At 61.3% G+C, this 25,419-nt stretch carries 26 protein-coding genes, 2 tRNA genes and 1 other RNA gene; 14 read left to right on the top strand and 15 right to left on the bottom strand.

Going from position 1 to position 25,419, the window contains the following annotated elements:
* Window positions 1-2: 2 nt before the first annotated feature.
* Window positions 3-842 (top strand): oxidoreductase, encoded by an 840-nt coding sequence (locus LDN70_RS12340; protein WP_223940443.1) that lies wholly within the window; start codon window positions 3-5, stop codon window positions 840-842.
* On the opposite strand, the gene epsC is transcribed toward LDN70_RS12340, so the two are convergent.
* The 3 genes from epsC to msrA all read right to left on the bottom strand — a co-directional run bounded on the left by epsC (window position 839) and on the right by msrA (window position 2,991).
* Window positions 839-1,423: a serine O-acetyltransferase EpsC gene (gene epsC / locus LDN70_RS12335; protein WP_062069163.1), complete on the bottom strand. Its 585-nt coding sequence runs from the start codon at window positions 1,421-1,423 to the stop codon at window positions 839-841. The two genes, LDN70_RS12340 and epsC, sit on opposite strands and share 4 nt — an antisense overlap.
* 41 nt (window positions 1,424-1,464) lie before the next feature.
* Window positions 1,465-2,400 (bottom strand): cysteine synthase A, encoded by a 936-nt coding sequence (gene cysK, locus LDN70_RS12330; RefSeq protein WP_024817121.1) that lies wholly within the window; start codon window positions 2,398-2,400, stop codon window positions 1,465-1,467.
* Window positions 2,401-2,466: 66 nt separating this feature from the next.
* Window positions 2,467-2,991: a peptide-methionine (S)-S-oxide reductase MsrA gene (gene msrA, locus LDN70_RS12325; protein ID WP_223940442.1), complete on the bottom strand. Its 525-nt coding sequence runs from the start codon at window positions 2,989-2,991 to the stop codon at window positions 2,467-2,469.
* A gap of 145 nt (window positions 2,992-3,136) precedes the next feature.
* Between msrA and LDN70_RS12320 the strand changes: the two genes are divergently transcribed.
* Complete coding sequence (locus tag LDN70_RS12320; protein ID WP_223940441.1) at window positions 3,137-4,048, top strand: Nif3-like dinuclear metal center hexameric protein; 912 nt, start codon at window positions 3,137-3,139, stop codon at window positions 4,046-4,048.
* 88 nt (window positions 4,049-4,136) lie between these two features.
* On the top strand, window positions 4,137-4,874 hold the full coding sequence (locus LDN70_RS12315; protein ID WP_223940440.1) for a zinc ribbon domain-containing protein: 738 nt from the start codon (window positions 4,137-4,139) through the stop codon (window positions 4,872-4,874).
* Between the two features lie 24 nt (window positions 4,875-4,898).
* Here LDN70_RS12315 and LDN70_RS12310 read toward each other — a convergent pair whose 3' ends face one another.
* Complete coding sequence (locus LDN70_RS12310; RefSeq protein ID WP_223940439.1) at window positions 4,899-5,663, bottom strand: YaaA family protein; 765 nt, start codon at window positions 5,661-5,663, stop codon at window positions 4,899-4,901.
* 57 nt (window positions 5,664-5,720) lie between these two features.
* Between LDN70_RS12310 and rnpB the strand changes: the two genes are divergently transcribed.
* From rnpB to LDN70_RS12290, 4 genes are all read left to right on the top strand, one after another.
* An RNA gene (gene rnpB, locus LDN70_RS12305) (RNase P RNA component class A) lies at window positions 5,721-6,113 on the top strand.
* 299 nt (window positions 6,114-6,412) lie between these two features.
* Window positions 6,413-7,864 (top strand): glyceraldehyde-3-phosphate dehydrogenase, encoded by a 1,452-nt coding sequence (locus LDN70_RS12300; RefSeq protein ID WP_208096151.1) that lies wholly within the window; start codon window positions 6,413-6,415, stop codon window positions 7,862-7,864.
* Window positions 7,865-7,937: 73 nt separating this feature from the next.
* Entirely contained in the window at window positions 7,938-8,147 is a 210-nt protein-coding gene (locus LDN70_RS12295) for a hypothetical protein (RefSeq protein WP_142938976.1), read from the top strand.
* 121 nt (window positions 8,148-8,268) lie between these two features.
* Window positions 8,269-9,069, top strand: a complete 801-nt coding sequence (locus LDN70_RS12290; protein ID WP_223940438.1) for an HNH endonuclease family protein — start codon at window positions 8,269-8,271, stop codon at window positions 9,067-9,069.
* Here the strand turns inward: LDN70_RS12290 and LDN70_RS12285 are convergent.
* The 4 genes from LDN70_RS12285 to orn form a co-directional block, all read right to left on the bottom strand.
* The gene (locus tag LDN70_RS12285) at window positions 9,054-9,866 is read right to left on the bottom strand and encodes an acyltransferase domain-containing protein (RefSeq protein WP_223940437.1); all 813 of its coding nucleotides are present in this window, start codon (window positions 9,864-9,866) and stop codon (window positions 9,054-9,056) included. The two genes, LDN70_RS12290 and LDN70_RS12285, sit on opposite strands and share 16 nt — an antisense overlap.
* 3 nt (window positions 9,867-9,869) lie before the next feature.
* A complete protein-coding gene (gene def, locus LDN70_RS12280; protein WP_142938979.1) occupies window positions 9,870-10,442 on the bottom strand; it encodes a peptide deformylase in 573 nt (190 codons plus the stop codon).
* Window positions 10,443-10,593: 151 nt separating this feature from the next.
* Window positions 10,594-10,669: transfer RNA gene (locus LDN70_RS12275), tRNA-His, on the bottom strand.
* A gap of 133 nt (window positions 10,670-10,802) precedes the next feature.
* Complete coding sequence (gene orn, locus LDN70_RS12270) at window positions 10,803-11,396, bottom strand: oligoribonuclease (RefSeq protein ID WP_208096157.1); 594 nt, start codon at window positions 11,394-11,396, stop codon at window positions 10,803-10,805.
* A gap of 189 nt (window positions 11,397-11,585) precedes the next feature.
* On the opposite strand from orn, the gene mptB reads away from it, so the two are divergent.
* Window positions 11,586-13,142 (top strand): polyprenol phosphomannose-dependent alpha 1,6 mannosyltransferase MptB, encoded by a 1,557-nt coding sequence (gene mptB / locus LDN70_RS12265; protein WP_502773817.1) that lies wholly within the window; start codon window positions 11,586-11,588, stop codon window positions 13,140-13,142.
* Window positions 13,143-13,175: 33 nt separating this feature from the next.
* Here the strand turns inward: mptB and LDN70_RS12260 are convergent, their stop codons facing one another.
* Window positions 13,176-13,862 (bottom strand): DNA alkylation repair protein, encoded by a 687-nt coding sequence (locus LDN70_RS12260; RefSeq protein ID WP_142938981.1) that lies wholly within the window; start codon window positions 13,860-13,862, stop codon window positions 13,176-13,178.
* A gap of 98 nt (window positions 13,863-13,960) precedes the next feature.
* On the opposite strand from LDN70_RS12260, the gene map reads away from it, so the two are divergent.
* Window positions 13,961-14,728, top strand: a complete 768-nt coding sequence (gene map / locus LDN70_RS12255; protein WP_223940435.1) for a type I methionyl aminopeptidase — start codon at window positions 13,961-13,963, stop codon at window positions 14,726-14,728.
* A gap of 268 nt (window positions 14,729-14,996) precedes the next feature.
* Here the strand turns inward: map and LDN70_RS12250 are convergent, their stop codons facing one another.
* Complete coding sequence (locus tag LDN70_RS12250) at window positions 14,997-15,551, bottom strand: single-stranded DNA-binding protein (RefSeq protein ID WP_142938983.1); 555 nt, start codon at window positions 15,549-15,551, stop codon at window positions 14,997-14,999.
* Between the two features lie 219 nt (window positions 15,552-15,770).
* Between LDN70_RS12250 and LDN70_RS12245 the strand changes: the two genes are divergently transcribed.
* The 3 genes from LDN70_RS12245 to ettA all read left to right on the top strand — a co-directional run bounded on the left by LDN70_RS12245 (window position 15,771) and on the right by ettA (window position 18,234).
* A tRNA-Arg gene (locus tag LDN70_RS12245) sits at window positions 15,771-15,843 on the top strand.
* A 136-nt stretch (window positions 15,844-15,979) separates the two neighbouring features.
* Complete coding sequence (locus LDN70_RS12240; RefSeq protein WP_223940434.1) at window positions 15,980-16,495, top strand: DUF6993 domain-containing protein; 516 nt, start codon at window positions 15,980-15,982, stop codon at window positions 16,493-16,495.
* Window positions 16,496-16,551: 56 nt separating this feature from the next.
* Window positions 16,552-18,234: an energy-dependent translational throttle protein EttA gene (gene ettA, locus LDN70_RS12235; RefSeq protein WP_142938984.1), complete on the top strand. Its 1,683-nt coding sequence runs from the start codon at window positions 16,552-16,554 to the stop codon at window positions 18,232-18,234.
* A 96-nt stretch (window positions 18,235-18,330) separates the two neighbouring features.
* Here the strand turns inward: ettA and LDN70_RS12230 are convergent, their stop codons facing one another.
* On the bottom strand, window positions 18,331-19,236 hold the full coding sequence (locus tag LDN70_RS12230; RefSeq protein WP_166840498.1) for an acyl-CoA thioesterase: 906 nt from the start codon (window positions 19,234-19,236) through the stop codon (window positions 18,331-18,333).
* 63 nt (window positions 19,237-19,299) lie between these two features.
* On the opposite strand from LDN70_RS12230, the gene LDN70_RS12225 reads away from it, so the two are divergent.
* Window positions 19,300-19,971, top strand: coding sequence for a DUF8185 domain-containing protein (locus tag LDN70_RS12225; RefSeq protein WP_142938986.1), 672 nt, complete (start codon window positions 19,300-19,302; stop codon window positions 19,969-19,971).
* A 3-nt stretch (window positions 19,972-19,974) separates the two neighbouring features.
* Here LDN70_RS12225 and LDN70_RS12220 read toward each other — a convergent pair whose 3' ends face one another.
* Both LDN70_RS12220 and LDN70_RS12215 read right to left on the bottom strand, forming a co-directional pair.
* A complete protein-coding gene (locus LDN70_RS12220; protein WP_286198857.1) occupies window positions 19,975-20,451 on the bottom strand; it encodes a globin in 477 nt (158 codons plus the stop codon).
* Window positions 20,444-21,142 carry a mechanosensitive ion channel family protein gene (locus LDN70_RS12215; protein WP_142938988.1) on the bottom strand — a complete coding sequence of 233 codons (699 nt, stop codon included), beginning with the start codon at window positions 21,140-21,142 and terminating at the stop codon, window positions 20,444-20,446. The genes LDN70_RS12220 and LDN70_RS12215 overlap by 8 nt, the downstream gene beginning before the upstream one ends.
* Window positions 21,143-21,229: 87 nt before the next feature.
* On the opposite strand from LDN70_RS12215, the gene LDN70_RS12210 reads away from it, so the two are divergent.
* Entirely contained in the window at window positions 21,230-22,243 is a 1,014-nt protein-coding gene (locus LDN70_RS12210) for an NAD-dependent epimerase/dehydratase family protein (RefSeq protein WP_223940433.1), read from the top strand.
* On the opposite strand, the gene LDN70_RS12205 is transcribed toward LDN70_RS12210, so the two are convergent.
* Together LDN70_RS12205 and pepN are read right to left on the bottom strand one after the other, a co-directional pair.
* Window positions 22,240-22,719, bottom strand: coding sequence for an OsmC family protein (locus LDN70_RS12205; protein WP_142938990.1), 480 nt, complete (start codon window positions 22,717-22,719; stop codon window positions 22,240-22,242). The two genes, LDN70_RS12210 and LDN70_RS12205, sit on opposite strands and share 4 nt — an antisense overlap.
* Before the next feature lie 58 nt (window positions 22,720-22,777).
* Window positions 22,778-25,339: an aminopeptidase N gene (gene pepN / locus LDN70_RS12200; protein WP_223940432.1), complete on the bottom strand. Its 2,562-nt coding sequence runs from the start codon at window positions 25,337-25,339 to the stop codon at window positions 22,778-22,780.
* Between the last annotated feature and the right edge of the window lie 80 nt (window positions 25,340-25,419).

Raw genomic sequence — 25,419 nt, 5'->3', positions numbered from 1 at the left:
CCATGGCACCCCGTATCGCGTTTGTCACCGGGGCGTCCACCGGGATCGGTTTCGACGCGGCCATAGCACTCAGGTCAGCTGGTTTCACTGTCTATGCAGGCGCACGACGTGTGGGCAAGATGGAGCCGTTGAAGCAACACGGCATTAGTGTTCTGTCTTTGGATGTCACGTCGGAGGAATCGATGGCGTCCGCGGTGGCGCTGATCGAAGCTGCCCATGGACCAATTGACGTGCTGGTCAACAACGCGGGCTACGGTTCCTATGGCTCACTGGAGGAAGTTCCGTTGGCTGAGGGCCGGCGGCAATTTGAGGTCAATGTCATGGGTCTGGCGAGGATGAGCCAACTCGTCATACCCGGGATGCGCAGGGCCGGATCAGGCCGGATCATCAACATCACCTCAATAGGCGGCAAAATATATGAGCCGTTGGGCGCCTGGTACCACGGCACCAAGTTTGCGGTGGAGGGCATGAGTGATTCGTTGCGGCTTGAGTTGAAGCCACACGGAATCGACGTGGTCATTATTGAACCATCGGGAACAGACAGTGAGTGGGGCGGCATTGCGGGGGAGGGCCTGCTCATGGCCTCGGGCAGCGGGCCCTACAGGCAACAAGCGCACGTTGTGGCTGCCGCGTTGGCATCCACCTCCGGAACCGGCCATGTGTTGTCTACGCCGGCGGGGGTTGTGGCCAGAACCATTACTCGCGCCGCAACGGCAAAACGCCCCAGAACCCGTTACCCGGTGGGCAGGGGCGCCTGGGGCGTCCTGGCGATGCGTAAGATTCTTCCGGACCGCGCCTTCGACATTGTCTTCTGGAACTTCTACCGAAGGCTTGCCGGTTAGATCCGGTATTCGATGTAGTACTCCGCCGGATCCACCGCCGGTTTGGTTTCGGACCGGGCATCACGGTGCCGCCACGTGGCGGGGATGCCTGTGATGATGGACTCCGGTGGTGCGTCCTTCACCACCACGGCGTTGGCGCCGATAGCGCTGCCGGCACCGATGGTAATGGGACCCAAGACCTTTGCACCGGCTCCAATGGTGACGCGGTCGCCGATGGTTGGGTGACGCTTGACCTTGGCCAACGATCGTCCGCCGAGCGTTACTCCGTGATAAATCATCACGTCTTCGCCGATCTCGGCTGTTTCACCAATCACCACTCCCATGCCGTGATCAATGAAGAACCGCCGGCCAATGGTCGCGCCGGGATGGATTTCGATGCCGGTGAGGAATCGAGCCAACTGGGATATCAGGCGCGCAGGAAAACGGAGCGCCGGATTCTGCCAGAGCCGATGAGTTATCCGATGCGCCCAAATGGCGTGCAGTCCGGAGTAGGCGAAAAAGTTCTCAAAAGAGCCTCGAGCCGCCGGGTCGTGGGACCGGGCGGCATCGAGGTCTTCCTTAAGCCTTGCGAAGAAGCTCACAAAGACCTTTCTACAGGAAATGAAGGCGTGCCGGCGTGGTGTTAGCCGCGGATGTCGTCGAACAGCACCGTGGAGATGTAACGCTCCCCGAAGTCGCAGACCACGGCCACGATCAACTTGCCGGCATTCTCAGGGCGCTTGGCCAACTCGAGGGCACCCCACACAATGGCGCCGGAGGAAATGCCGCCGAGGATGCCTTCACGTGCGCCGAGTTCACGGGCTACGCGGACCGAGTCTTCCAGGGTGGCGTCAAGGACTTCGTCGTAGACGTTGGTGTCCAGGATTTCCGGAACAAAGTTGGCGCCGATGCCCTGGATCTTGTGCGGGCCAGGGGCTCCACCGTTGAGGATCGCCGAATCTTTGGGCTCGATCGCAACAATCTGCACACCGGGCTTGCGTTCCTTGAGGACCTGGCCAACACCGGTGATGGTGCCACCGGTGCCTACGCCGGCCACAAAGATGTCTACTTCGCCGTCGGTGTCTTCCCAGACTTCCTCGGCAGTGGTGGCGCGGTGGATAGCTGGGTTGGCCTCGTTGGCAAACTGCTGGGCCCAGATTGAGTTCTCCGTGTTGGCAACGATTTCCTGTGCCTTCTCGACGGCACCTCGCATGCCTTCGGATCCGGGCGTCAGGACGATTTCGGCACCGTAGGCGCGCAACATGACGCGGCGCTCGGTGGACATGGTCTCAGGCATGGTCAGGATGACCTTGTATCCGCGTGCTGCGCCCACCAGCGCAAGTGCGATGCCGGTGTTCCCCGATGTACCTTCGACGATGGTTCCGCCCGGCTTCAGGGCGCCGGACTTCTCGGCAGCATCAATAATGGCCACGCCGATGCGGTCCTTGACGCTGTTGGCCGGGTTGTAGAACTCGAGCTTGACGGCAACCGTGGCGTCGAGGCCTTCGGTGAGCCGGTTCAAACGAACCAGCGGGGTGCGGCCGACCAGCTGCGTGACGTCGTCGTAGATCCTTGCCATGAAAATTACGCCTATCTCTGAAGAGGGATTGCTGAGGTCAGCCTAACCAGCGGGATCGAAACCTCGCTAAGCAGTAAGCCATGCAGAGTAATATTTCCGGGCCTTTGCCAACTTCGGGTTGATGATCACCTGGCAATAGCCCTGATAAGGGAACTTTGCATAGTAATTCTGGTGCACTTCCTCGGCCTCGTGAAACTCGGGAAGTCGGCTGACCTCGGTCACAATCGGATCGGACCACAGGGACTGGGCACGCTCGATGGCTTCCTCGAAGAGGACCTTTTCTTCCGTGGTTGTGTAGAACATTGATGAACGGTACTGGGTGCCGACGTCATACCCCTGGCGATTCAAGGTGGTGGGGTCGTGGAGGGCAAAGAACATGTCCAGGATGACTTCTTCGGGAATTACGGTTTCATCGAAGGTCACCGCAACGACTTCTGCGTGGCCGGTGGTCCCGGAGCATACCTCGTAGTAATCAGGATTGCGGACGTGGCCCCCGGTGTAGCCGGATACCACAGAGCTGACGCCGCGGGTCTTCTGGTAAACGGCATCAAGGCACCAGAAGCAGCCGCCGCCAAGTACGAAAGTTTTCATGTTCTCTTCAATGGATCGGAGGGCCTGATGATTCCCGCTTCACCTTACGGGAGAATTACGGCACCAGGGAGGTGCCACGGAGTGGCGGCTACTTGATGGGGGCTCAGTAGGGAAGAAATCTGGCTCAGTAGGGAAGAATAAGAGCATGGAAGCAGTAAACACCCACATTTCTGATGTGGATTCCGTCGAAGAGGACGAAACAGAGGACGGCAACGCTGATCCTACGCTGGGTCAGGTGTTGCTGGCTGTGGAGGAACTGTGGCCGGAGTCCCTGGCTGAAGACTGGGATGAGGTTGGCCTTGTTGTTGGCCGGCCCAATGTTCCCGTCACCAAAGTTCTCTTTGCCGTGGATCCCACGCTGGCCGTGATCGATGAGGCCGTGGAGTGGGGAGCGGACCTGCTGATCACCCATCACCCGCTTCTTCTCAAAGGCGTGAACTCTGTTGCGGCCACCTCAGCGAAGGGCCTAGCGGTGCACCGGCTGATAGAGGCAGGGACAGGGCTGTTGACCGTGCACACCAATGGAGATTCAGCCGTGGGTGGAGTTTCAGATGTTCTGGCTGATGCCTTCGGCCTGGAAAACGTCACGCCCTTGACGCCGGCAAGCAACGGTTTGCCTGAGGAGGGTATTGGCAGGGTAGGAGACCTCCCTGACCTTGAGACACTCGGTGACTTCGCTGCCCGCGTCTTTGAAATGTTGCCGGCCGTCGCAGGCGGTGTCCGGGTAGCTGGAGACAAAGACGGCCTGATCCGGCGCGTTGCGGTGTGCGGCGGAGCCGGTGACAGCTTGTTCGACGCAGTTCGAGCCGCCAACGCTGATGTGTACGTCACAGCAGACATGCGTCACCATCCAGCATCCGAAGCCCGTGAGGGCGCCACCAATGGCCGGCCCTATTTGATTGACGTTTCGCACTTCGCCAGTGAGTGGCTGTGGCTGCCTGCTGCCGCTGAAGCGTTGGGCAACGTGCTGGCGGACCAGGGCTACGACGTCGAGATCCGCGTCAGCGGCACCAACAGTGATCCTTGGGACTTCATACTCACTCCCGGCGGGGACTAGAGTCTAGAAAGATATGGACAGCCCTGACAGTCAGAGGCGGTCCGGCCGGACCTGATCCCCAGGCCGGCAGCTAATAGCGGAGGTAAGCGTGGCGAAAGCAGCACCGGCAGAACAATTGAAGTTGCTTGAACTGCAGGGACTGGATGCCAAGCTCAGGTCGCTTGCGGGCCGCCGGAAGGTTCTGGAAACGGATCCACGCATCACTGACCTCACGGATGCGCTGAGCGTGGCCAACGGCGAGCTCGGCTCGGCCAAGGTTGCCGTTCACGACGCCGAAGCCGAGCTTCGCCGCGCGGAAGCGGATGTGGAACAGGTAGCCACCCGTATCCAACGCGACGAGACCCGGCTGAACAGCGGCACCGGGCTGTCCAAGGATCTTGTGGCGCTGCAGAGTGACATTGCCTCCCTCAACAAGCGTCGCTCGGACCTTGAGGACGTTGAACTCGAAATCCTGGAGCGCCTGGATACTCTGCGCGAGCGGCAGGCAGCCCAGCAGTCGATCGTTGACGACATCCAGGGTTCCTTTGGCAGCATCCGGGCTGAACTGGATGAAGCCATTGCCGAGATCGCCGCCGAGGAAACAGTGGTACGGGGGCAGCGCGCCGCCTTCGCCGAATCCTTGGACGCGGGCATTCTCTCCATCTATGAGAAGACCATTGCCAAACGTGGAGTCGGGGCAGCACGGCTGTTCCACGGAAAGTCCGAAGGCTCCGGCATGATGCTCAGCCCTGGCGACCTCGCCGAAGTCAAAGCCGCCGCTGAGGACGATATTGTCTTTTGCCCGGATTCAGGTGTCATCCTGGTCCGTTCGGCGGAGTGGAACTGACGCAGCCCAACATCAGTTGGACGCTCAGGTGGTGAGGATGATGTTGAGCGCGTGCGGCTTGCGGGCCATGCCTTCAACGAGTTCAGCAGTCCAGATCTCCCGGGCAGCCTTCAAGAGCTGATCCGGGGTTGCCGGGGCCTTACCGCGCCGGGTCAGCAGGTGGCGGGCCAGTTCGCCCCGGGTGTGTTTGGCGAAGTGACTGACAACCGTGCGCTTGCCGTTCGCTTCGTTGAACACATTGACGTTAACCGTCTGCGTCGCCGGGGGAGACCAGGCAGCAGCGTAGGTACTGGAGCGGCAGTCCACCAACAGTTCGCCGTCGGCGCGTGAGGCGAGGGCAGCGTTAAGCTGCGGCTTCCAGTACGTGGCGAGGCGGCCGACGTCGGGCAGTGCCGTTCCCATGGACAGGCGATAGGCAGGCACGTGGTCGCCGAAGCCTATGGCGCCCCACAGGGCGGAAACCACCAGGACGGATTCGTTCGCCTTGCGGCGCTGCGTTGGCGTCATGCTGTTGTAGCCCAAGGCGTCGTAGAGGACTCCGGAATAGACCTGATGTGCGGGAGCGGCTGGTTCGGCATGCAGCCGGGTATTGCGTTCGACGTCGTCCCGCAACGAGGCGCCGACCCCCAGCAGCGCCAGTGCATCCTCGTGCGCGCTCACCGTACCCAGTGCTTCGAGTACTTTTGCACGGTAGGGGTTCAGTTCGGGGAAGCTGAGCGATTCCCAGTTAATGGCGGGACCGTTGGCAGCGGGGGTCTTGCCTTCGGAAGGCGGCAGCAGAATCAGCACCAGTCGATATTACCGGGGACTTTGGTAGGCCCCAACGCCGGTAGACTGGACGGCGGATGGGTCGACCAGGCGGTCGCGCGTCACGGAAGTGGCTCGAGGAACGTCCGGGCTCCGAAGAGCAGGGTGGTGGGTAACGCCCACTCGGGGTAACCCGCAGGCCAGTGCCACAGAGAACAGACCGCCTGCGCGCTGTGATGTTTTGCATCGCGGGGCAGCAGGTAAGGGTGAAACGGTGGTGTAAGAGACCACCAGCTCCCTGGGTGACCGGGGAGGCTAGGTAAACCCCACCCGGAGCAAGGCCAGACAGGACACGCTTGAGGGCTGCTCGCCCGAGTGTCCGGGTAGGCTGCTGGAGGGCGTCGGCAACGGCGTTCGTAGATGGATGGCCGCCACTCCCTTGCCGGTAACGGCAGGGGATGACAGAACCCGGCGTATCGGTCGACCCATCCATTTATGACTCCCGGATTTGTCCCGTGTGAGTGATTTCACGCCCCGGGGCGGCCTGCAGCCCTTCCTTCCGCCCTAGAATGGTTACTGAACGTAGATGTTCTGCCGCCGGGACTGCGTTCGCAGCCGGCGGATTTTCTTTGCTCTCGTTCAAGGCGCTGTGGGTGGACCGAAGCCCGCCGGCGCATGTGCCGCAGGACTACTCCGGGCGGCCGCTGCCATCTGCATACGAGGACGTATGTGGTTGACCCAAGGAAGGTAGTTCTGTGAGCCAGACGTCAGATTCTTGTCTTGATAAGTGGATGGGCCGGGAGGCTCTCGCCGAGGCCATGATTCCGGTGATCGGCCGGTTGTACCGGGAAAATAATGTGGTCACGAGCATCCACGGCCGGAGCCTGATCAACAAGTCCACCATGAACATCCTCAAGGCCCACCGTTTTGCGCGCCGGATGAGCAACCACGAGCTGCTGCTCGAAGAGACGGCGCCGCTGCTGAACGCGCTGTCTGAGTTGGAGCTCGGCGCAGCCGCCATTGACATTGCACGCTTGACTGAGAAGTTCCGGGCCGAAGGCAACGGTGCCTCCCTGGATGAATACCTGCGCTCCGAGCTCGCGGAGATCGTGGGAAAGCGTGGCGCTGACGACCGCACCAGCACCGACGTCGTTCTCTACGGCTTTGGCCGTATCGGCCGTCTCCTGGCCCGCATCCTCATTGAAAAGGCCGGTGGCGGACACGGCCTGCGGCTCCGCGCCATCGTTGTTCGCAAGGGCGCTGAGAACGATCTTGTGAAGCGTGCCAGCCTGCTGCGCCGCGACTCCGTTCACGGTTCCTTCGAGGGCACCATCCGCGTGGACGAGGAAGCCAACACCATCACCGCCAACGGCGTGCAGGTCCAGGTCATTTACTCGGACAACCCCGCCACTGTGGACTACACCGCTTATGGCATCAAGGACGCCTTGGTGGTGGACAACACCGGCCGCTGGCGCGATGCCGATGGCCTCTCACAGCACCTGCAGAGCAAGGGTGTTGCCCGCGTCTTGTTGACGGCACCGGGCAAGGGTGACCTCAAGAACATCGTCCACGGCATCAACCACAAAGACATCTCCGATGACGACAAGATCGTTACCGCGGCGTCCTGCACCACCAACGCCATTACGCCGGTGCTGAAGGCTATCAACGACAAGTTCGGCATCATTCACGGCCACGTGGAAACGGTTCACTCGTTCACCAACGACCAAAACCTGATCGACAACTTCCACAAGGGTGACCGCCGCGGCCGTTCGGCAGCACTGAACATGGTCATCACGGAGACCGGTGCCGCCAAGGCTGTAGCCAAGGCATTGCCCGAGTTGCAGGGCAAGCTCACGGGCAATGCCATCCGCGTGCCCACCCCGGACGTCTCCATGGCCATCTTGAACCTCAACCTTGAGAACGGCACCACGCGCGATGAAGTCAACGACTTCCTCCGCGAAATGTCCCTGCACTCGGATCTTCGCAAGCAGATCGACTACATTGACTCTCCCGATGTGGTGTCCACTGACTTCGTTGGCTCGCGTCGCGCCGGCATTGTTGATGGCCTCGCAACGATTTCCAACGACAAGAACCTGGTTCTTTACGTCTGGTACGACAACGAGTTCGGCTACTCCTGCCAGGTTGTGCGTGTCATGGAAGAAATGGCCGGTGTGAACCCGCCGTCGTTCCCCGCGCGTGACGTGATTGCTCCCATCGCAGTACTTGAAGGGGCAGGAGCCTAGGCGCTCCGAAGTATTCGCGGGTTTCCCGGCTGAGTCACTGGTATCAGCCGGGAAACCTGATCAAAATGGGTTCATGGAAAACGAATCAACGTTGGAACATGAGACCACGCTTGAACACGCCTTGGACGTAGCCAAGGCCAACCACAAACAAGCGCAGAAGCTTCTGGACCAGGCGGTGGCGGGAAACGCCGCAGGTGATGTGCCGGACGAACGTGTAGAACAACTACGAGGACTCCTCGCCCTGGCAACCGAGGACCTGCAACGCGTGACACGGGAGCAATAGACCCGGTCACGCGCCACCTCACTGCAGTGTGACTTCTCCTACACACTGTGGATATCGACTCTGATGTCGGGGCTTTGTCCTACGCTCGAAGGACGTCGCCAGTCCCACTGAACGGAGTCCCTTGAGTACCACTTGGTCTGCCTACAAACGCGCCCGGCGGAGGTCACGTCAAGCGTGGGCCATTCTTGGATTGGCAGCTGCAACCGTCGTTGCAGGGCTTTCCTGGTACTTCACCGCCGGCCAATTCAACGCCGCAGAACCGTGGGCGGCCGGCCCCAGCGAAGCACCCGTCTTCAATCCTGATTGGATGAAACCCCTTCGCGGGGCGGCACTTGTTCCGCCCGAGAAGGCAAGCGATGCTTTGGAACATCTCCCGGTCAAAGGACGTGCGCAGAAGTCGGACTACAACAGAGCCGCCTTCGGCCAAGCCTGGGCAGACGCTGACCGCAATGGATGCGATACCAGAAATGACATTCTGCGGAGGGACCTCTCCGCAGTCGAGTTCACGAAGGGTTCATCGTGCAAGGTCTCTGGAGGTAGCTTCCACGAACCTTACACAGGGGCGCAGGTAACATTCCAAAGAGGCCAGGACACCAGCGCCGCCGTTCAAATCGATCACGTGGTGGCCCTCGCCGACGCCTGGCAGAAAGGCGCCCAGCAGCTCACTGTCCAACAGCGGCAAATGTTTGCGAACGACCCCCTGAACCTGATCGCCGCGGACGGACCCGCCAACGTCAAGAAAGGTGCAGGAGACGCCGCCACGTGGCTGCCGGCCAACAAAAATTTCCGCTGCCATTACGTCGCGCGGCAAGTCTCGGTGAAGGCGGCGTATCAACTGTGGATTACGCAAGCCGAAAAAGACGCCATGAAGCGGGTCCTTTCCTCTTGCCCGGACCAGCAAACCATCTACAGTGCCAGGTGACCGTGCCCCAGCTGCCAGGTGCCGCCGTCGTCGATCCGCTCCAGGACCACGCGCTGAAGTGAGGTTTCCCGCGGAAGCCTATCCAGGTTGTCCAGTCCCCGCTGCCTGAAGGTGAAATAGATGGCATCCGTAGGAGCATCAGTGCAGCGATCCAAGGTGAAGCGACGAGCAAAGGACGCGATGTTGCTCATAGGCAGGCGCTCCACGAGGTACGGGTCCAGCATCCAGGAATCGCATGTGGCTTTGTGGGCAGGCTTGTCCGGAAAATACCGGGTGAAGAAAGCCCGAGCCTGCGAGAAGCTGGCATCCACCAATTCGGGGGAGAGTGAGCCATCCTCGGGAATGTGGACCCCCAGAACCCACTCTGAGCTTGGATCTGCGGCGGGCACCAAATGGAACTGTAGCCGTCCCAGCCGGAATAGATTTCCTGCCATGTGCAATGTCAGCCAGGCCCAGGTATCCAGTCCAAACCGTCCATGGACCCGTCGGTTGATGCGGAGCTGTAGACCCAGGTCTGCCAAGGAAGCAGCCGAAACCGCCGGACTGATTCCGAGACCCACATGATACGCGTGAACTGACGGGGCAAAACGGAGCAGGGCTTCGATCCAGACCGCCTCCACGGCGCCTTCTGCCCGGATGCTGTCTACCGGAAAGGCACCAAGCCTCTCCTGCATCGCCTCCATAGCCTGAAGAACGGGCTCATCCGCAGGCGTGTCCAGAAGGTGCGCGCATTCAGCGGCATCGTCGCCGGTGATATCCAAGAGCTCGAAAAGCTCCGTGTACGGGCTGGCGGCCACGGCTCAGTGCCCGAACGGATCTGGATCTACGCCAGGCATCCAAGTCAGTCCAGGAACACCCCAGCCGTTCTTCTTGGCCTGCTTCAACGCCTTCTTGGAGTACCGGTCCACAAGGCGGTTGACATACAGTTTGCCGTCCAAGTGGTCGAATTCGTGTTGCAGGATTCTGGCGAACCACCCTGTCGCTTCGAAATCCAAGGGGTTGCCGTTGCCGTCAAAACCCTGAACCCGTGCCCATTCTGCGCGTTGCAACGGGTAGTACTCGCCCGGGAAGGACAAGCATCCTTCAACATGTTCGTCGGGATCCGGAAGTGCCCCCGAGACCTTGGAAAGTGTCAGCACCGGGTTGACCACCACGCCCTGCTCCGGCACGTCGTCATCGTTGGCGTACTTGTAGACAAAGAGTCGCTTACCCACGCCGATCTGAGGAGCGGCGAGTCCAACCCCGTTGGCGGCATCATTGGTTTCGAACATGTCCGCGATCAAGCCGCGGAGTTCATCATCGAAAACCTCCACCTCGCTTGCCCGGCGGTGCAACACAGGTTCGCCCCAGATAGTGACTGGCAGGACGGTCATCTCAGCATTTCCTTCGTTTAGCGCGGTAGTCCGGTGGCGGTCCGGCCGCGGCCTCGGACGTGGCCGCGTGACCCGCTCCGGGTTAAAAGCAAAGGCCGCACCGGATAACCGGTGCGGCCTTTGTGGAAACCGGCTCTGGAGCCAATCTCGGTGGGGTGAGCTACGGGGGTTGAACCCGCGACCTCCTGGACCACAACCAGGCGCTCTGCCAACTGAGCTAAGCCCACCATGCGCCTTATCGGGACTGAACCGTTTGACCGGCTTTCCTCCAAGGCAACGACAAATAGCTTACCTGCTGTTTTGGGGTGCAAAGTCCACTTTTGCCGTTTTTGGCGAAAAAACCTTGAAAAATGGTGCAGATCACACCCGTTCGCTGGATCCCAAGGTCTCAGCGGTGGCCATGATCTCCTTGGAAATGCGCTGTGCTGTGGCGGTGTCCGGTCCCGGCGTAGGAACGAAAACAGCCTGGCGGTAGTAACGCAGCTCGTCGATCGAGTCCTTGATGTCGCCCAATGCACGGTGGCCGCCATGCTTGGCGGGGGACTGGAAGTACGCGCGAGGGAACCAGCGGCGTGAGAGTTCCTTGATGGTGCTGACATCGATCACGCGGTAGTGAAGATGTTCCACGATGTTGGGCATATCCCGGGCCAGGAACATCCGGTCAGTTCCCACGGAGTTGCCGCCCAAGGGTGCCTTGCGGGGATCCGGGACCCACTTTTCGATGTATTCGAGGACCTGTGCCTCGGCCTCGGCCATGGTCTTTCCCCGGGGAAGCTCATCCAGGAGCTTGGAGCGGGTGTGCATGTCCCGCACAAAGTCGTTCATTTGCTCCAGCGCGGCATCATCGGGCTTGATAACCACATCCACGCCTTCGCCCAGGATATTGAGTTCGGAATCTGTCACCAGCGCAGCGACCTCAATCAAGGCGTCGTTGATGAGGTCCAAGCCGGTCATTTCGCAGTCGATCCAGACGATGCGTTCATTAGTAATAGGCACTCGCCCAGCCTATCGCTCAGTGGCTTCCAAGTGCTCCGATGGTACGATTTTTGAGCGCGGCAGCGTCGTTTATTCCTGTTGCCGAACGCCCCCATGACGCAGAACTTTGACCCGACCGCAGCGGGTGAACGATTGGATGACGACCACATGACGGTGCCAATACCCGCCGCCCAGTTGGCAGGGGCAGCAACGCCGTCAGCCAACGCTGTAGCCGGCGAGGTAGATAACGCACGTTCGCCTTTGATCGCCGGCTTCATTGGTTCCATGTTCATGGTGTTCGGCTCCTTGGGCGTTGGCTGGCTTGCCCCGGTTTCGGAACTGCGTAGGTTGCCGCTCTTTATCTGGATGCGCACCGAAGGTGTTGGCGTTGGTCTGTCGATTGTGCTGTTGGCCATCGGTGGCATGCTGCTTGTCCGCGCCTGGCTGCGATTGGGCCAGCGCGTCCGGGTGTGGGGATTGGAAGCCCGAAAGGCGACGTTGCAGGCCGTGGCGGCCTGGGGGCTGCCCATGATGTTCACTGTTCCGCTCTTCAGCAGGGACGTCTACGCCTACATCGGTCAAGGCCGGTTGATGGTGGAAGGCATAAACCCTTATGAGAACGGGATTTCAGCCCTGCCCAACTACTTCCAGCTTGGCGCCGACAAGATGTGGACCGAGGCGCCTGTTCCTTACGGCCAGTTGTTCCTGTGGATAGAGCAGTTCGTGGTGTGGGTGACCAACGTACAGCCCGAAGCAAGCATTATGCTTTTCCGCCTTGTTGCTGCGGCGGGCGTGGTCCTCTGCATCATCTACGTGCCCAAGCTTGCGGAGCTTCACGGAGTGAATCCGCATAGGGCACTGTGGCTGACAGCGGCCAACCCGCTCTTCCTCACCAACTTCATTGCCAGTGTTCACAACGATGCTTTGATGATCGGGCTGGCACTGGCTGGCCTGTACTACTGTGCTACCCGTCGCGTCATTCGAGGGCTGGTGCTTGTCACTCTCTCCGTCTCCATCAAGCCGATCACCGTGGTGTTCCTGCCCTTCATCGGACTCCTGTGGGCGGGCAAGCTTGCCTCGTGGCCGCGCAAATTCCTTTATTGGTTCCTCACGGCCGCGCTGAGCTTCGGTCTCCTCTACGCCTTGAGCCTGGTCAACGGTTTTGGATTCGGCTGGATCAACGGTCTGTCGGCTCCTGGCAGCGTGTGGATTTGGTACGCGCCAGTCGGTCTCATCGGCATGGTTGTTGCCCTGATCTTCAATGCCTTTGGCTTGGACGGCTGGGCTTTGGCGAAGTGGGTTTACGACGCCGGCAAGGTGCTGATGGTTGCGGCCGTGGCATGGCTGATTTTCCGAGGCGAGTACGATCGCCTGATGCGACGGCTTACCTTGGCTTTTGCTGTTATTGTCATGCTCGCCCCCATGATCCAGTCGTGGTACGTAGTGTGGCTGATACCGCTGTTTGCCGTGACGGGTATCCGCAACGACTGGCAGGTCAAAGCGCTCTATTTCATCGTGTCGTTCTTTATGGTTTACGCGATCTCGGACCAGTTGGACGTGTTCCCTTACCTTCAAAGCGAAGACCTGGGACTGGCCCTCATTCTGGCCCGTTACGGTGCGGCCCTCATTGCGCTCTTGTTCGCGGTCTATCTGATCTTCGTGGATCCGAAGACAAAGGGTTTGTTCCGGGTCAGGGATGAAGCCGGTCTGCGTCCCATCATCTGAGCAGTTCGTGGGTCGAGCCCTGCCGCTACCGGCTTAGCCGTCCGGCAACAGCCGCAGTGCTTCGCGGGTGGAGAGTGGACTCAGAGCACCCGCGTTATTGGAAACGAAAGCCCTGACCCAGGCGGGGTCGGTTTTGCTGTACTCCCGTAGCGCCCATCCGATGGCCTTGCGAATGAAGAACTCGTTGTCGGAGAAGTTCGAGGAGATGACCGCTGCCAGGAGGTCGGTGTCAGTTTTCGCTTTGGCTCCAAGTTGGGCAGTGATAGCGGCCCGCCGGACCCATATGTCGCCGTCTGTGGACCACTGACGAAGGACCGGAGTCAGGGTGGCTGGATGGGCGAGCAGGAGTCCGCCGATCCGATGCGCGACTCCATCGACGAGATCCCACCAAGCGCCGGTACGAATGATCTCTTCGTAAATGGGCAACATCTGCAGGTCGTCCTTGACCATTTGCAGGCCCGTCAGATCGATGGCTGCGTACCGCTCTTCCCGGACCCCAGCTTCGCGCCAGAGCTCAAGAACGGCTTTTCGCAGATCATCCGGAGACGCCACAGGGTACTGCTTCGCCGCTTCTTTCACGATCTTGCGTACCTCGGGAACCCGGACACCCAAAGAAGGCATCTCCGATTTCATATACGCCTGGGCACCAATTCCCCGCTCGGAGTCGGCCGAAGATCGGAGGGTAGACCGGATTGCGTGCACCAGGACATTGTTGGTCATGCCACAACTCTAGAGCGGGTATTGCCGCCCGCAGTGTCCAAGGGTGGCCAGGGACTGTGGGCCTCGCTCCCGCTGTGGGGCCGCCGTAGAGTGGGGAGATGTCAATGCTGAAATCACCGGACCAAATCTCGATGATGCGCGAGGCCGGTCGCGTGGTGGCCAACGCCCTGTCCGCGGTGCGGGAGCGAGCTGATGTGGGCGTTTCACTGAAGGAGCTCGACGACGTCGCAGCATCCGTGATTTACGACGCCGGCGCAAAACCTGCGTTCCTCGACTACCACCCACGCTGGGCGGCCGTGCCGTTCCCCGGGGTGATCTGTACCAGCGTCAACGACGCCGTGGTCCACGGGATCCCGAATGGATACGTACTTGAGGACGGCGATCTGCTCAGCGTTGACTGTGGCGCCTTCCTGGAAGGTTGGTGCGGTGATTCGGCCGTCAGCTTCGTCGTCGGGACCGGCGACCCGGTGGATCAGGAGCTGGTGGCAGCTACAGAGGCAGCACTGACGCGCGGCATCGAGGCAGCGCGGGTAGGCAGCAAGATGGGCGACCTTGCCTATGCAATCGGCGGTGAGGCCAAACGCGCAGGCTTCGGGCTGTTAGCTGATCACGGTGGGCATGGCATCGGCCGGACAATGCACGCCGAGCCTCCCGTCCCCAACCTCGGGCGGCCTGGCAGGGGCATGAAGCTCGAAGAGGGCCTGGTCATTGCCATTGAGCCCATGTTGATACTGGGCGGCAAGGACGACTACTACCATGACGAGGATCAGTGGACTCTTCGTTCAGCAAACGGCCGACGCGCCGCCCATAGCGAACACACTGTGGCCATCACGGCTGAAGGGCCGGTCATCCTGACGCTGCCTTGATGACGGTTCCGGTTACTGAACCGCATTATTGTTTGCGGAGCCGCACAACTGGCCGGCCTGGAGCAGATTCGGGCACTTTTCCGGCAAGGGCGAACCACCGGCACCAGCACCGGGACGGTTCGCCCTTGATTCCGAACAATTCCTCAACGGCCGCCCAGGTAGCAGGAGCCGTTTCGATCCTCGAAGGAGCATGGTCGTGTGGCATGGGCCCAGAAGAGGCCCGGCATGCAGGGCTGGTCCCGCTGGCCTCCGGGTCTTGGCGCGCCGATCAAACGCCGGCACCCACCAGTTCCCCCGTTGTGGTGTTGACCAGTAGGGGGCCGGTGCCGTCAGGGTTCTCTACGGTGCTTGAGATGGACTCGTCTTCGGGAGGATCTATCTCCTGGCCTTCGGAGTCCCACTCATTGTTGCGGTCAGGGGTCCCAGGCGCTTCCACAGCAGGTGCGGAGTCAGCAGGGGCTGAGGTGCCATTCATTCGGGTGAAGTTGGCGGAGCCCCACATGAGGTCATGCCCTACTGATTCGGCGTCGATTTCGGCCACATGGTAGACGCGGCCCTCATGTTCCCATTGCCGCAGCCGTAGCCTCCCAATGACGAGCACCCGTTGTCCCTTTTTGATGCTGCATCCAACGTGCCCGGCGAGGAAGCGGAATGACTGAACGGTGTACCAGTTGGTGTTTCCGTCCACCCAGGTGCTGGTAGCGCGATCGTAGCGGCGCTCCGTGGTTCCAAGGCGGAATGATGCGGTGGCAGTGCCCCGCGTAGTAGTGGAACTCTTGACCTCCGAGGCCACGAAGCCCCGGACGCTGATCATGTCATTCATTGGTGGTCCTTCTCGGTGTAGGGAGTGCCTGTCCGGCGCTTTCAGCTTCATCCAGGAAAGACCGGGAGGGGAGGTCTGTAATGGCCTATGTGAATAACCTTGGCTGTACAGCCGTTGTGGAGGAGTAGAAGCTGTAGCGTGGTGGTGGCAAGCTGTGAGGCGATCGCACTGTAAACTCTTTGTGGCGCCAGCGGCCCACGGTGGTCAGGGCGCCAGTGCGCCCCAGTAGCTCAGGGGATAGAGCAGCGGCCTTCTAATCCGCCGGTCGGGGGTTCGATTCCCTCCTGGGGCACATATAAGGGGTCTTGGCCTGCATAAACGCAGGTCAGGACCTCTTCTCCGTTAAGTCTGCCGCGAATTGCCACGGGCCTTGCAGGCTGCACTCTGTGTGAAATGCACTGCTGCGTGGATGGCACAATGGCTACGTGATGAGCAGGCAAACGGCACAGACAAAAAGCAGGGCAGCAGACGCATGGAAAGTCCGCGTCGCAGGACTGACGCTGATAATCGCTGCCGCGTTGACGATGACGGCCTGCACGCCACCGGTCACGTCATCCGCCGATCAGCCCGTGCAGCCTTCCACCCGCCCTGAAGCCTCCACCAACCCGGAAAACTCCCCCAGCCCACAGGCCACAGCCACGGTTGATCCCGCTGTTGCGGCAACCACCTCCGCCGTGGAGTCCACCCTGAAAACCCTGGTGGCCGGCAATCCCAAGCCGGACCGGGAGGCGCTAAGGACTGCCTTGGTTTCAGCGGGCATCCCCGCAGGCAATGTGGAGGTGTCTGTGAGCCGCACGCCCACCGGACTGGACGTTGACGCCATGGAGGCCGCAGCCCGGACGGGCGATAGTTGCGTCATGGGGCAAATCCGCGATGGTGGGGTAGTGGTCACCGTGCTGCCCGTGTTGGCCACGGGAAAATGCTTCGTGGGAGACGCCCGCTAGTTCCACCGCAGCGCTCGAATGTGAGTTATGTACGCCTACCCATTAGATTTAAGGGCATGGCGGAATTCATTTACACGATGACCAAGGCTCGCAAGGCCGTTGGCGACAAACTTATTCTGGACGATGTCAGCATGTCGTTCTACCCTGGCGCGAAGATCGGCGTTGTGGGCCCGAACGGTGCTGGTAAGTCCACCATCCTGAAGATCATGGCCGGACTGGACACCCCGTCAAACGGCGAGGCCCGCCTGAGCCCCGGCTACACCGTGGGCATCCTCCTGCAGGAACCGCCGCTGAACGAGGAAAAGACCGTCTTGGGCAACGTCCAGGAAGGCGTTGGCGAGATCTATGGAAAGATCCAGCGCTTCAATGAGATCTCCGAAGAAATGGCCAACCCGGATGCTGACTACGACACACTCCTGGATGAGATGGGCAAGCTTCAGGAAGCCATTGACGCTGCGGATGCATGGGATATTGATTCCCAGCTTGAGCAGGCCATGGACGCGCTGCGCTGCCCGCCTGCCGATTCCGATGTCACCGTCCTCTCCGGTGGTGAGCGCCGCCGCGTAGCGCTCTGCAAGCTTCTCTTGCAGAAGCCTGACCTTCTGCTCCTTGACGAGCCCACCAACCACTTGGACGCTGAGAGCGTTCTTTGGCTTGAGCAGCACCTCTCCCAGTACCCCGGTGCAGTCCTTGCCGTGACCCACGATCGCTACTTCCTGGATCACGTGGCCGAGTGGATTGCGGAAGTCGACCGCGGGCACCTGTACCCCTACGAGGGCAACTACTCCACCTACTTGGAGAAGAAGAAAGCCCGTCTGGAGGTCCAGGGCAAGAAGGACGCGAAGCTCTCCAAGCGCCTTACCGAGGAACTTGAGTGGGTGCGCTCCAACGCCAAGGGCCGCCAGACCAAGTCAAAGGCACGTCTGGCCCGCTATGAAGAGATGGCTGCAGAGGCTGATCGCACCCGCAAGCTGGACTTCGAAGAGATCCAGATTCCGCCGGGACCGCGCCTGGGCTCCTTGGTTATCGAGGCCAAGAACCTGAAGAAGGGCTTCGACGATCGCGTACTGATCGATGGACTCTCCTTCTCGCTTCCCCGCAACGGCATTGTGGGCGTCATCGGCCCCAACGGTGTGGGTAAGTCCACGCTGTTCAAGACGATCGTCGGCATGGAGCCTTTGGATGACGGTGAGCTCAAGATCGGCGAGTCCGTGAAGATCTCCTACGTGGACCAGTCCCGTGGCGGCATCGACCCCAACAAGTCCCTCTGGGAAGTTGTCTCCGAAGGCCATGACTTCCTCCAGGTCGGTCAGGTTGAAATGCCTTCGCGTGCCTACGTGTCGGCGTTCGGTTTCAAGGGCCCGGACCAGCAGAAGAAGGCTGGTGTGCTCTCCGGTGGTGAGCGCAACCGCCTTAACCTGGCACTGACGCTCAAGCAGGGTGGCAACCTTCTCCTCCTTGACGAACCTACTAACGACCTCGACGTCGAAACTCTGGGCAGCCTCGAGAACGCCCTTCTCGAATTCCCCGGCTGCGCTGTAGTGGTCTCGCACGACCGTTGGTTCCTGGACCGGGTAGCGACGCACATCCTCGCTTACGAAGGTGACGACGAGAACCCCTCCAAGTGGTACTGGTTCGAGGGCAACTTCGACTCCTATGAGGAGAACAAGGTGGAGCGCCTCGGCCCCGATGCTGCCAAGCCGCACCGCGTCACGCACCGCCGCCTGACCCGCGACTAGAATCTCATCGCCTCAGGCACGAACGTAGAAAGGCCGGTCCCGTCAGGGACCGGCCTTTCTGTTCCAACGCGTCCCGGGCAGGAGGCTCTTCAGCGCCTACGGAACCCGGACCATTCCCTCTTGGGCAACGGTAGCCACATGCTGTCCGTCACGGTTGAAGATACGGCCTGTGGCGAGTCCCCGGGCACCTTGGGCGCTGGGGGATTCCTGGACGTAGAGCATCCACTCGTCAACGCGCACAGGGCGGTGCCACCACATGGCGTGATCAAGGCTGGCAACGCTCATGCCCGGCGTCATCCAGGCGAGGCCGTGCTTGCGGAGGATCGGCTCCAAAAGCGTGTAGTCGCTCGCGTAGGCCAGTGCTGCCCGGTGGAGGTTGGGGTCATCCGGGAGGGGCCCCATGGTCTTCATCCACACAGCGTTGGTCGCCACGTGATCGGCCGGCGGGGATACGTACAGTGCGGGGTCGATGTGCCGGACATCGAAGGGCCGCTCCGATGACATGTGGCGTGCCATGGGGTGATCGTAGTGGGATAAAAGTTCGGCGGTGCTGGGCAGGGAATCCGGATCCGGGATGCCTTCGGGCATCTCCGCCTGATGGTCCAAGCCGCTGTCTTCCACTTGGAAGGAAGCGATCATGGAGAGAATGGGCACACCGTCCTGGTAGGCATGGACGCGGCGGGCCGAGAAAGATCGGCCGTCGCGCAGTCTTTCCACCCCGAACGTGATCGGTTTGTTGGCGTCACCGGGACGCAGGAAGTAGCCATGCATGGAGTGCGCAGCCCTGTCAGGGTCCACGGTGCGCATGCCGGCCATCATGGATTGCGCCAACACTTGGCCCCCAAAAACACGGTGCCGTGGCTGCTTTTGGGACGGGCCCAGGAAGATGTCCTCATTGGTCCGGGCTCCATCAAAATCACCAAGGTCCAGCAGGCCGATCAGCACTTCCATGGGGTCTTCTACGGGTGCTTCCACCTCGAGGCCAGCATTCGTCTCAGTCATGGTTCGACTTTAGACGCCGCCCCGACCCCTCTCAACCGCGGACATGCCGGTAGAGTCGATGATGTGACAGACGTCTTGACCCAGTCCTTCCGCTTCGCCGATCCTCGTGACCTCGCAGACCTGCGAACGTTCGTCACCAGGGCAAAAAGCATCGACGACGGCGCCATCCGCCTCCAGGCCGCAGGCACCGTCCTGGCCGCATATGTGTGCGTGCTGAGGCCACGCATATTGGGTGAGTCCACCCCAACAATCCTTGGCTTGCGGACCATGGCCCTTGCTGAGCCGGCCCACGCAGACGTCACCGTGACGCTCGCCTCCGTTATGGACCGGTTGGCCAGGTCCGGTGCCGATGACGTGGAGCTGCCCATCCCGCCGTCGACCGTTTCCGAGTCCTGGGCGGGCGTTGGCGCGCCCCGAAGCGGCTGGGAGGCCCATGGCGCCATGCCCGACGCCGACCTCAAGGTGGCAGCCGAAGCCGGCATTGCGGAGGTGGCTGGCGTGATTCCCACAGCAGCGGGTGCCGCAGTGGTCAATAGCGCACGGGCAGCTGTTTGGGGTCGTGAACTTCCCGGCGCGGCCGGGCTGCCGGCAGGCGCCGCCTTCGCTGCCTTCGCGTTGGGTTTCCTGGGCGACGCTGAGCAAAAGGTCTTCCGCAATGGCCGCTGGTTCCGTCTGAGCGGACCCCGCGGCCATGTGCTGGTCAGGACCGGTGCAGGCCTGGGGCTCGGCTTCTAAAGACTAGGCGCCGGCTGAAGGACTGTTGATCATGGTCAGCGCAGCCCGCTCCATGTAGTCCCACAGGGTGCCTTCATGCAGCGGCGACAACTCCAAAGAGTCAACGGCCTTGCGCATGTGGAACAACCAACGGTCTTTGGCTTCGGGTGTCACCCGGAACGGCATATGGCGCATGCGCAGCCGTGGGTGGCCGCGTTCTTCGCCGTAGGTTGTGGGGCCGCCCCAGTATTGCTCCAGGAACATCAGGAAACGGCGTTTGGCAGGTCCGAGGTCTTCCTCCGGGTACATGGGCCGCAGCAAAGGATCCGTGGCAACGCCGTCGTAGAAGACATCGATGAGCTTGACGAACGTTTCATGGCCGCCAACTGCGGTGTAGAAGCTGTCCGTGTAAGCAGGTTGGCTGAACGGATCGTTCTGCATCAGCTGGCGTCGGGGGCCGGTCTGCGGAGTCGGTGGCTGCCCACTTGCAGTGTTACTCATTGGACTTCTCCTCGGCTTTGGTGACGCGCGGTGCGCCTGCTGTGACGGTGGCAGCTGCTGCGCCGGGTTGGTCGCCGGTGTCCGGTGTTTCCAGTGGCACGTAGTCGCCCTGTGATCGGTTGCCCACGCGGAGGATTTCGCCGTTGCGCAGGTACCAGATGGCTCCGTCCTCAGCACGGACCCGCGTAATGCGCAGGCCTACCGATTCAACGGTACCAATCACTTCACTGGTGACGATGACATCGCCGATCCCGTACTGGTCCTCAATGGTGATGAAGATTCCCGCGAGGAAGTCGCGGATCAGCTGCTGGGCACCGAAACCAATGGCGACACCCAGGATTCCCACGCTGGTCAAGAGTGGTGCGACATCAACGTTCATGTACTTGAGGACGTAGATGATGACGATCACCACAACAACCACGCTCACCAAGCTGGTCAACAACGTGCCAATGGTTTCGGCGCGTTGCGATCGGCGTTCGTGGTCCAGTGCGCGGATGGCCGGTTGGACCCACTTGAAATGCGGTTTTTTGAAGAAGGAACTGCCAGCGGACACTCGTCGCGTGATGCGCAGGATGATGAACCGTGCCACGACCCACACAGCCAGGCCCACGCCCAAGGTGATGAGGATGGACATCAGATCGATTTTTTCAGGTTCCAAGGTGATGGTTTCTGCAAGGGGGATGGAGGTCAAGGTGGAATAACTCCCTGTCGTCGGCCCGTGTTCGCCGGGCGCGGAACACTCTGTCCACCTACAACCCTAGCGCCGTAGCGTGACGGTATGCGCATCCTGGTCTTGGGCGGCACCGCCTTCCTGTCAGCAGAAATCGCCCGGCAGGCTGTTGCTGCCGGGCACGACGTCACCTGTTTGGCACGTGGTACTTCGGCTGGACCGCCCGACGGCGTCACGTGGGTCAGGAGCGACCGCGCCTTGGGTGCCGCAGCCTTCGCCGACCTCGAGGGACACTGGGACTCGGTGGTAGAGGTGTCCCGCGATCCGGTCCAGGCCCGTGAGGCCCTCGAAGCGTTGAGTGCAGGAACAGGGCATTGGACGTTCGTCTCCAGCTGCTCGGTCTATGCAGACCATTCCATACCTGGTGCCGATGAGAGCGCTACACTGCTCGAACCCCTGCCGGCGGGTCAGGCAGGCACCCCGGAAACTTATGGGGAGTCCAAGTCGGCGATTGAGCAGATGACGATTGCTGCCGTGGGGGAGAAGGCGCACATCGTCCGTGCCGGACTCATTGGGGGACCAGGGGACGGGACTGACAGATACGGCTACTGGCCGGCGCGATTCGCTGCGAACACTGACCCTGTCCTGGTCCCGGATATCCCGGACGCCGCCACACAGATCATTGATGTCCGGGACCTCGCGGCGTGGGTCCTACAGTCCGCTGAACAAGGGCTGGCCGGTACCTACAACGCCCTGGGAGACGTGGTGCGGTTCGAGGACTACATCGACGAGTCGCGGCGGGCTGCTGAAACCGCAGTGGGTGATCGTGCCGCTGAGGAGGTCATCCGGGCTGATGAGGACTGGCTGGTGGGCCATGGCGTGGAGTACTGGGCAGGTCCGGATTCCATGCCCCTCTGGCTGCCGGAAGGCCACGATGGCTTTCAATCGCGGACCAACCGCGCCGCACGGGAGCGTGGCATGGCCCTGCGCCCGTGGCAGGAGACCTTGGCAGCCACGCTTGATGATGAACGTCAGCGAGGCTTGGACAGGGATCGTAAAGCCGGGCTGCGCCGTGACTCTGAGCAGAGGCTCGTGGCGCTGTGGCGCCGTGAACAGCGTTAGGCGGCGGCCGTCGTCGTGAGCGGTTCGTGGAGAACCGGGAAGTTGACGCTGCGGGCAATGAAGCAAACCTGGTTGGCTTCATGATGAAGCTGCGGGACCACGTCTGCGTGGGCGGGATCGGTAATGGTGACGTGCGGCCTCAACGTGACACTTTCGAACTGCCCGCTGCCGTCCCGGTTGAGCTTCATGAGGCCTTCGGCTTTGTCCTCGTAACCGGTCACCACCACACCGTGTTTGACGGCCACATGCAGGAAGGACAGCATGTGGCACTGGGAGAGTGCTGCGAGTAGCAACTGTTCCGGGTTGTAGCGGGTCCGGTCCCCATGAAAAGTGGGATCTGCTGAACCTTTTAGCGTCGGAAGGCCATTGATTTCAACGTCGTGATCCCGGGAATACGCCCGATACCCGGCAGTGCCTTCACCGAGGTTTCCGGTCCAGCGGACAGTCAGTGCGTAATGGTGTTCGTGGAGGCCCATGCGGACAGTTTAGCTTTGGGGTGCCCACTATCCGCACGGGCCTCACACGGGGCGGGGCTTAGACGTCCGCTGCCCTTGCCCGCAGGGCCCGGGCCACGCTGTCGCGGTTTTCCAGCATCATTCGGCGCAGTGCTGCGCTCTCCTCGGGAAGTCCGGCCAGGAAGGCATCGGTGCGGTCCACCGTAGCTTGTGTTGTGAGCTGTGCCGGGTAGAGACCCACCACGATCTGCTGTGCCAAGGCATGGGTGCGTTCCTCGACGATTCCAGGCACTGCCTCAAAATACTTCTCCGCGAAAGGCTCCAGCAAGGCGGTGTCCGTCACGCGCATGAAGCCGGCCACCGCTGAGGCTTGCAGGGCGTTGGAGAGGTCCCCCTTGACCACGATTGAATCCCAGGCTGCTGCCTTTGCCTCCGGCGTGGGTATGGCCGCCTTGGCCAGTGCTGCCGCGTTGTGGCCGTTGGAAGTGTTGTCGCGGGAGAGTTCTTCGTCTATGCGGGCCTGATCCTTCCGTCCGCCGGCCACCAGCGCCGTGAGGAGCTCCCACCGCATGTCCTGGTCGATAGAGAGGCCCTCGAGTGTCTCCGTGCCATCCAAGAGGGCCTGAATACGGTCAAACTGCCCGCCACTGCGTGCCAGCTGGGCGAATGACTTGGCGAACTGCAGTTGGGCGTCCGAGCCCGCCGCCGCGGACGAAGCGAGGTCCCACAGTTTGTCTGCGGCCGCAATCGTCGAGGCAAGCTTGTGTTCTGCCGCAACGAAGTACGTCAAGGTGGTGGCGAGCTGGCGCAGCTGGACCAGGATCACCGAGGAGTCCGTTTCCGAGGCGATGTTCGCCAGGATCAGATCAACATAGCCGCGGGCGGGGGTTTCCCCGTCACGGGCTGCATCCCATGCCGAGCCCCACACCAGAGTGCGCGGCAGGCTGGCTGCGAAGTCTTTCAGATGGGCTTTGGCGGTGGCGAGGGAGTGTTCGTCCAAGCGGACCTTGGCGTAGGCGAGGTCGTCGTCGTTGAGCAGGATCAAGTCCGGCCGGGCTTTGCCCACCAACGCGGGTACTTCTGTGCGGGGGCCGTCGACGTCGAGTTCCTCGCGATGCGTCCGCTCCAGCTTGCCGTCGTCGGAGAGTGAGTAGAAGCCGACGGCGAGTCGGTGCGGGCGGAGGGTGGGCTGTTCCTCGATGGCAGTCTGGAGGATCGCGAAGCCGGTGATGGTGCTGTCACCGGCAACTTCCAGCTCGGGCGCCAGGGTGTTCACGCCGGCAGTTTCGAGCCACAGCTTGCCCCATGCGTCCAGGTCCCTGCCGCTGGCGGCTTCGAGTTCCACCATGAGGTCGGCGAGCTCGGTGTTCTTCCAGGCGTGCTTGGCGAAGTAGGAGCGGACGCCGGCCATGAACTGTTCCGGACCCACCCAGGCCACTAACTGCCGCAACACCGAGGCGCCCTTGGCGTAGGTGATGCCGTCGAAGTTCACCTCCACGTCTTCAAGGTTGTTGATTTCGGCGAAGATCGGGTGTGTGGTGGGAAGCTGGTCCTGCTTGTAGGCCCATGACTTCTCCACGGAGGCGAAAGTGGTCCAGGCCCGGTCGAATTCCGTGTTTTCCACGGCGGCCAGGTGCGACATGTATTCGGCGAAGGATTCGTTGAGCCAGAGGTCGTTCCACCAGCGCATGGTCACCAGGTCCCCGAACCACATATGCGCCAGTTCATGCAGGACCGTGATGGCGCGACGTTCAATCTGGGCGCCTGTGACTTTTCCGCGGAAGACGTAGCCTTCCAGGATGGTCACGGCACCGGCATTTTCCATGGCTCCGGCGTTGAACTCCGGGACGAACAGCTGGTCGTATTTCTCGAACGGGTACGGGAACCCGAACTGTGCCTCGAAGAATTCGAAGCCTTGGCGGGTCAGCTCGAAGATGTTGTCCGCATCGAGGTACTGCATGAGCGACTTGCGGGCAAAGACTCCCAACGGAATCACCCGGCCGTCGGAGCTGGTGACCTCGGAGCGAACTGATTGGTACGGCCCGGCAATCAAAGCCGTGACGTAGGAGGACAGGCGCGGGGTGGAGGCGAAGTTCCACACGGACCGTGCGGTGCCATCGCCGGCAGCAGGAGCTTCAACGGGAACCGGGGTGGGGGAGTTGGAGATAACGTCCCAGTGCGATGGCGCAGTGACCGTGAACGTGAAGCTGGCTTTCAGGTCCGGCTGCTCGAAGACTGCGAACATGCGGCGGGAGTCGGGAACTTCGAACTGCGTATACAGGTAAACCTCGCCATCCACGGGGTCTACGAAGCGGTGCAGGCCTTCCCCGGTGTTCATGTACGGAGCATCCGCCACCACCACTAATTCGTTGTTCGCGGCCAGGTCAGGGAGCTGGATGCGGACGCCGTCGGAGACCTCAGCCGGGTCCAGTTCCGTCCCGTTCAAGGTCACACTGTGGACTGCCGCCGTGATGGCGTCGATGAACGTCGACGAACCCGGCTCTGCAGAAAACCTAACCACCGTAGTGGAGCCGAAGGTCTCTGAACCTTGAGTCAGGTCCAGGGTGACGTGATAAGACTCGACGTTGAGCAGTTCGGCGCGTTTGGCAGCTTCGTCGCGCGTGAGGTTCAGGCCTGGCAAGTGGTGCCTCCGAAGATTTGGGATGGCCGGCCTGTCGTGGCCGGACGCTGGTGTGAAGCCATTCTTTCACTCCGCGCCGG

The organism is Arthrobacter sp. StoSoilB22, assembly GCF_019977315.1.
GTDB lineage: Bacteria > Actinomycetota > Actinomycetes > Actinomycetales > Micrococcaceae > Arthrobacter.
Note: the sequence above shows the minus strand (reverse complement) of the source record. Positions and strands in the feature narration are given on the sequence as shown.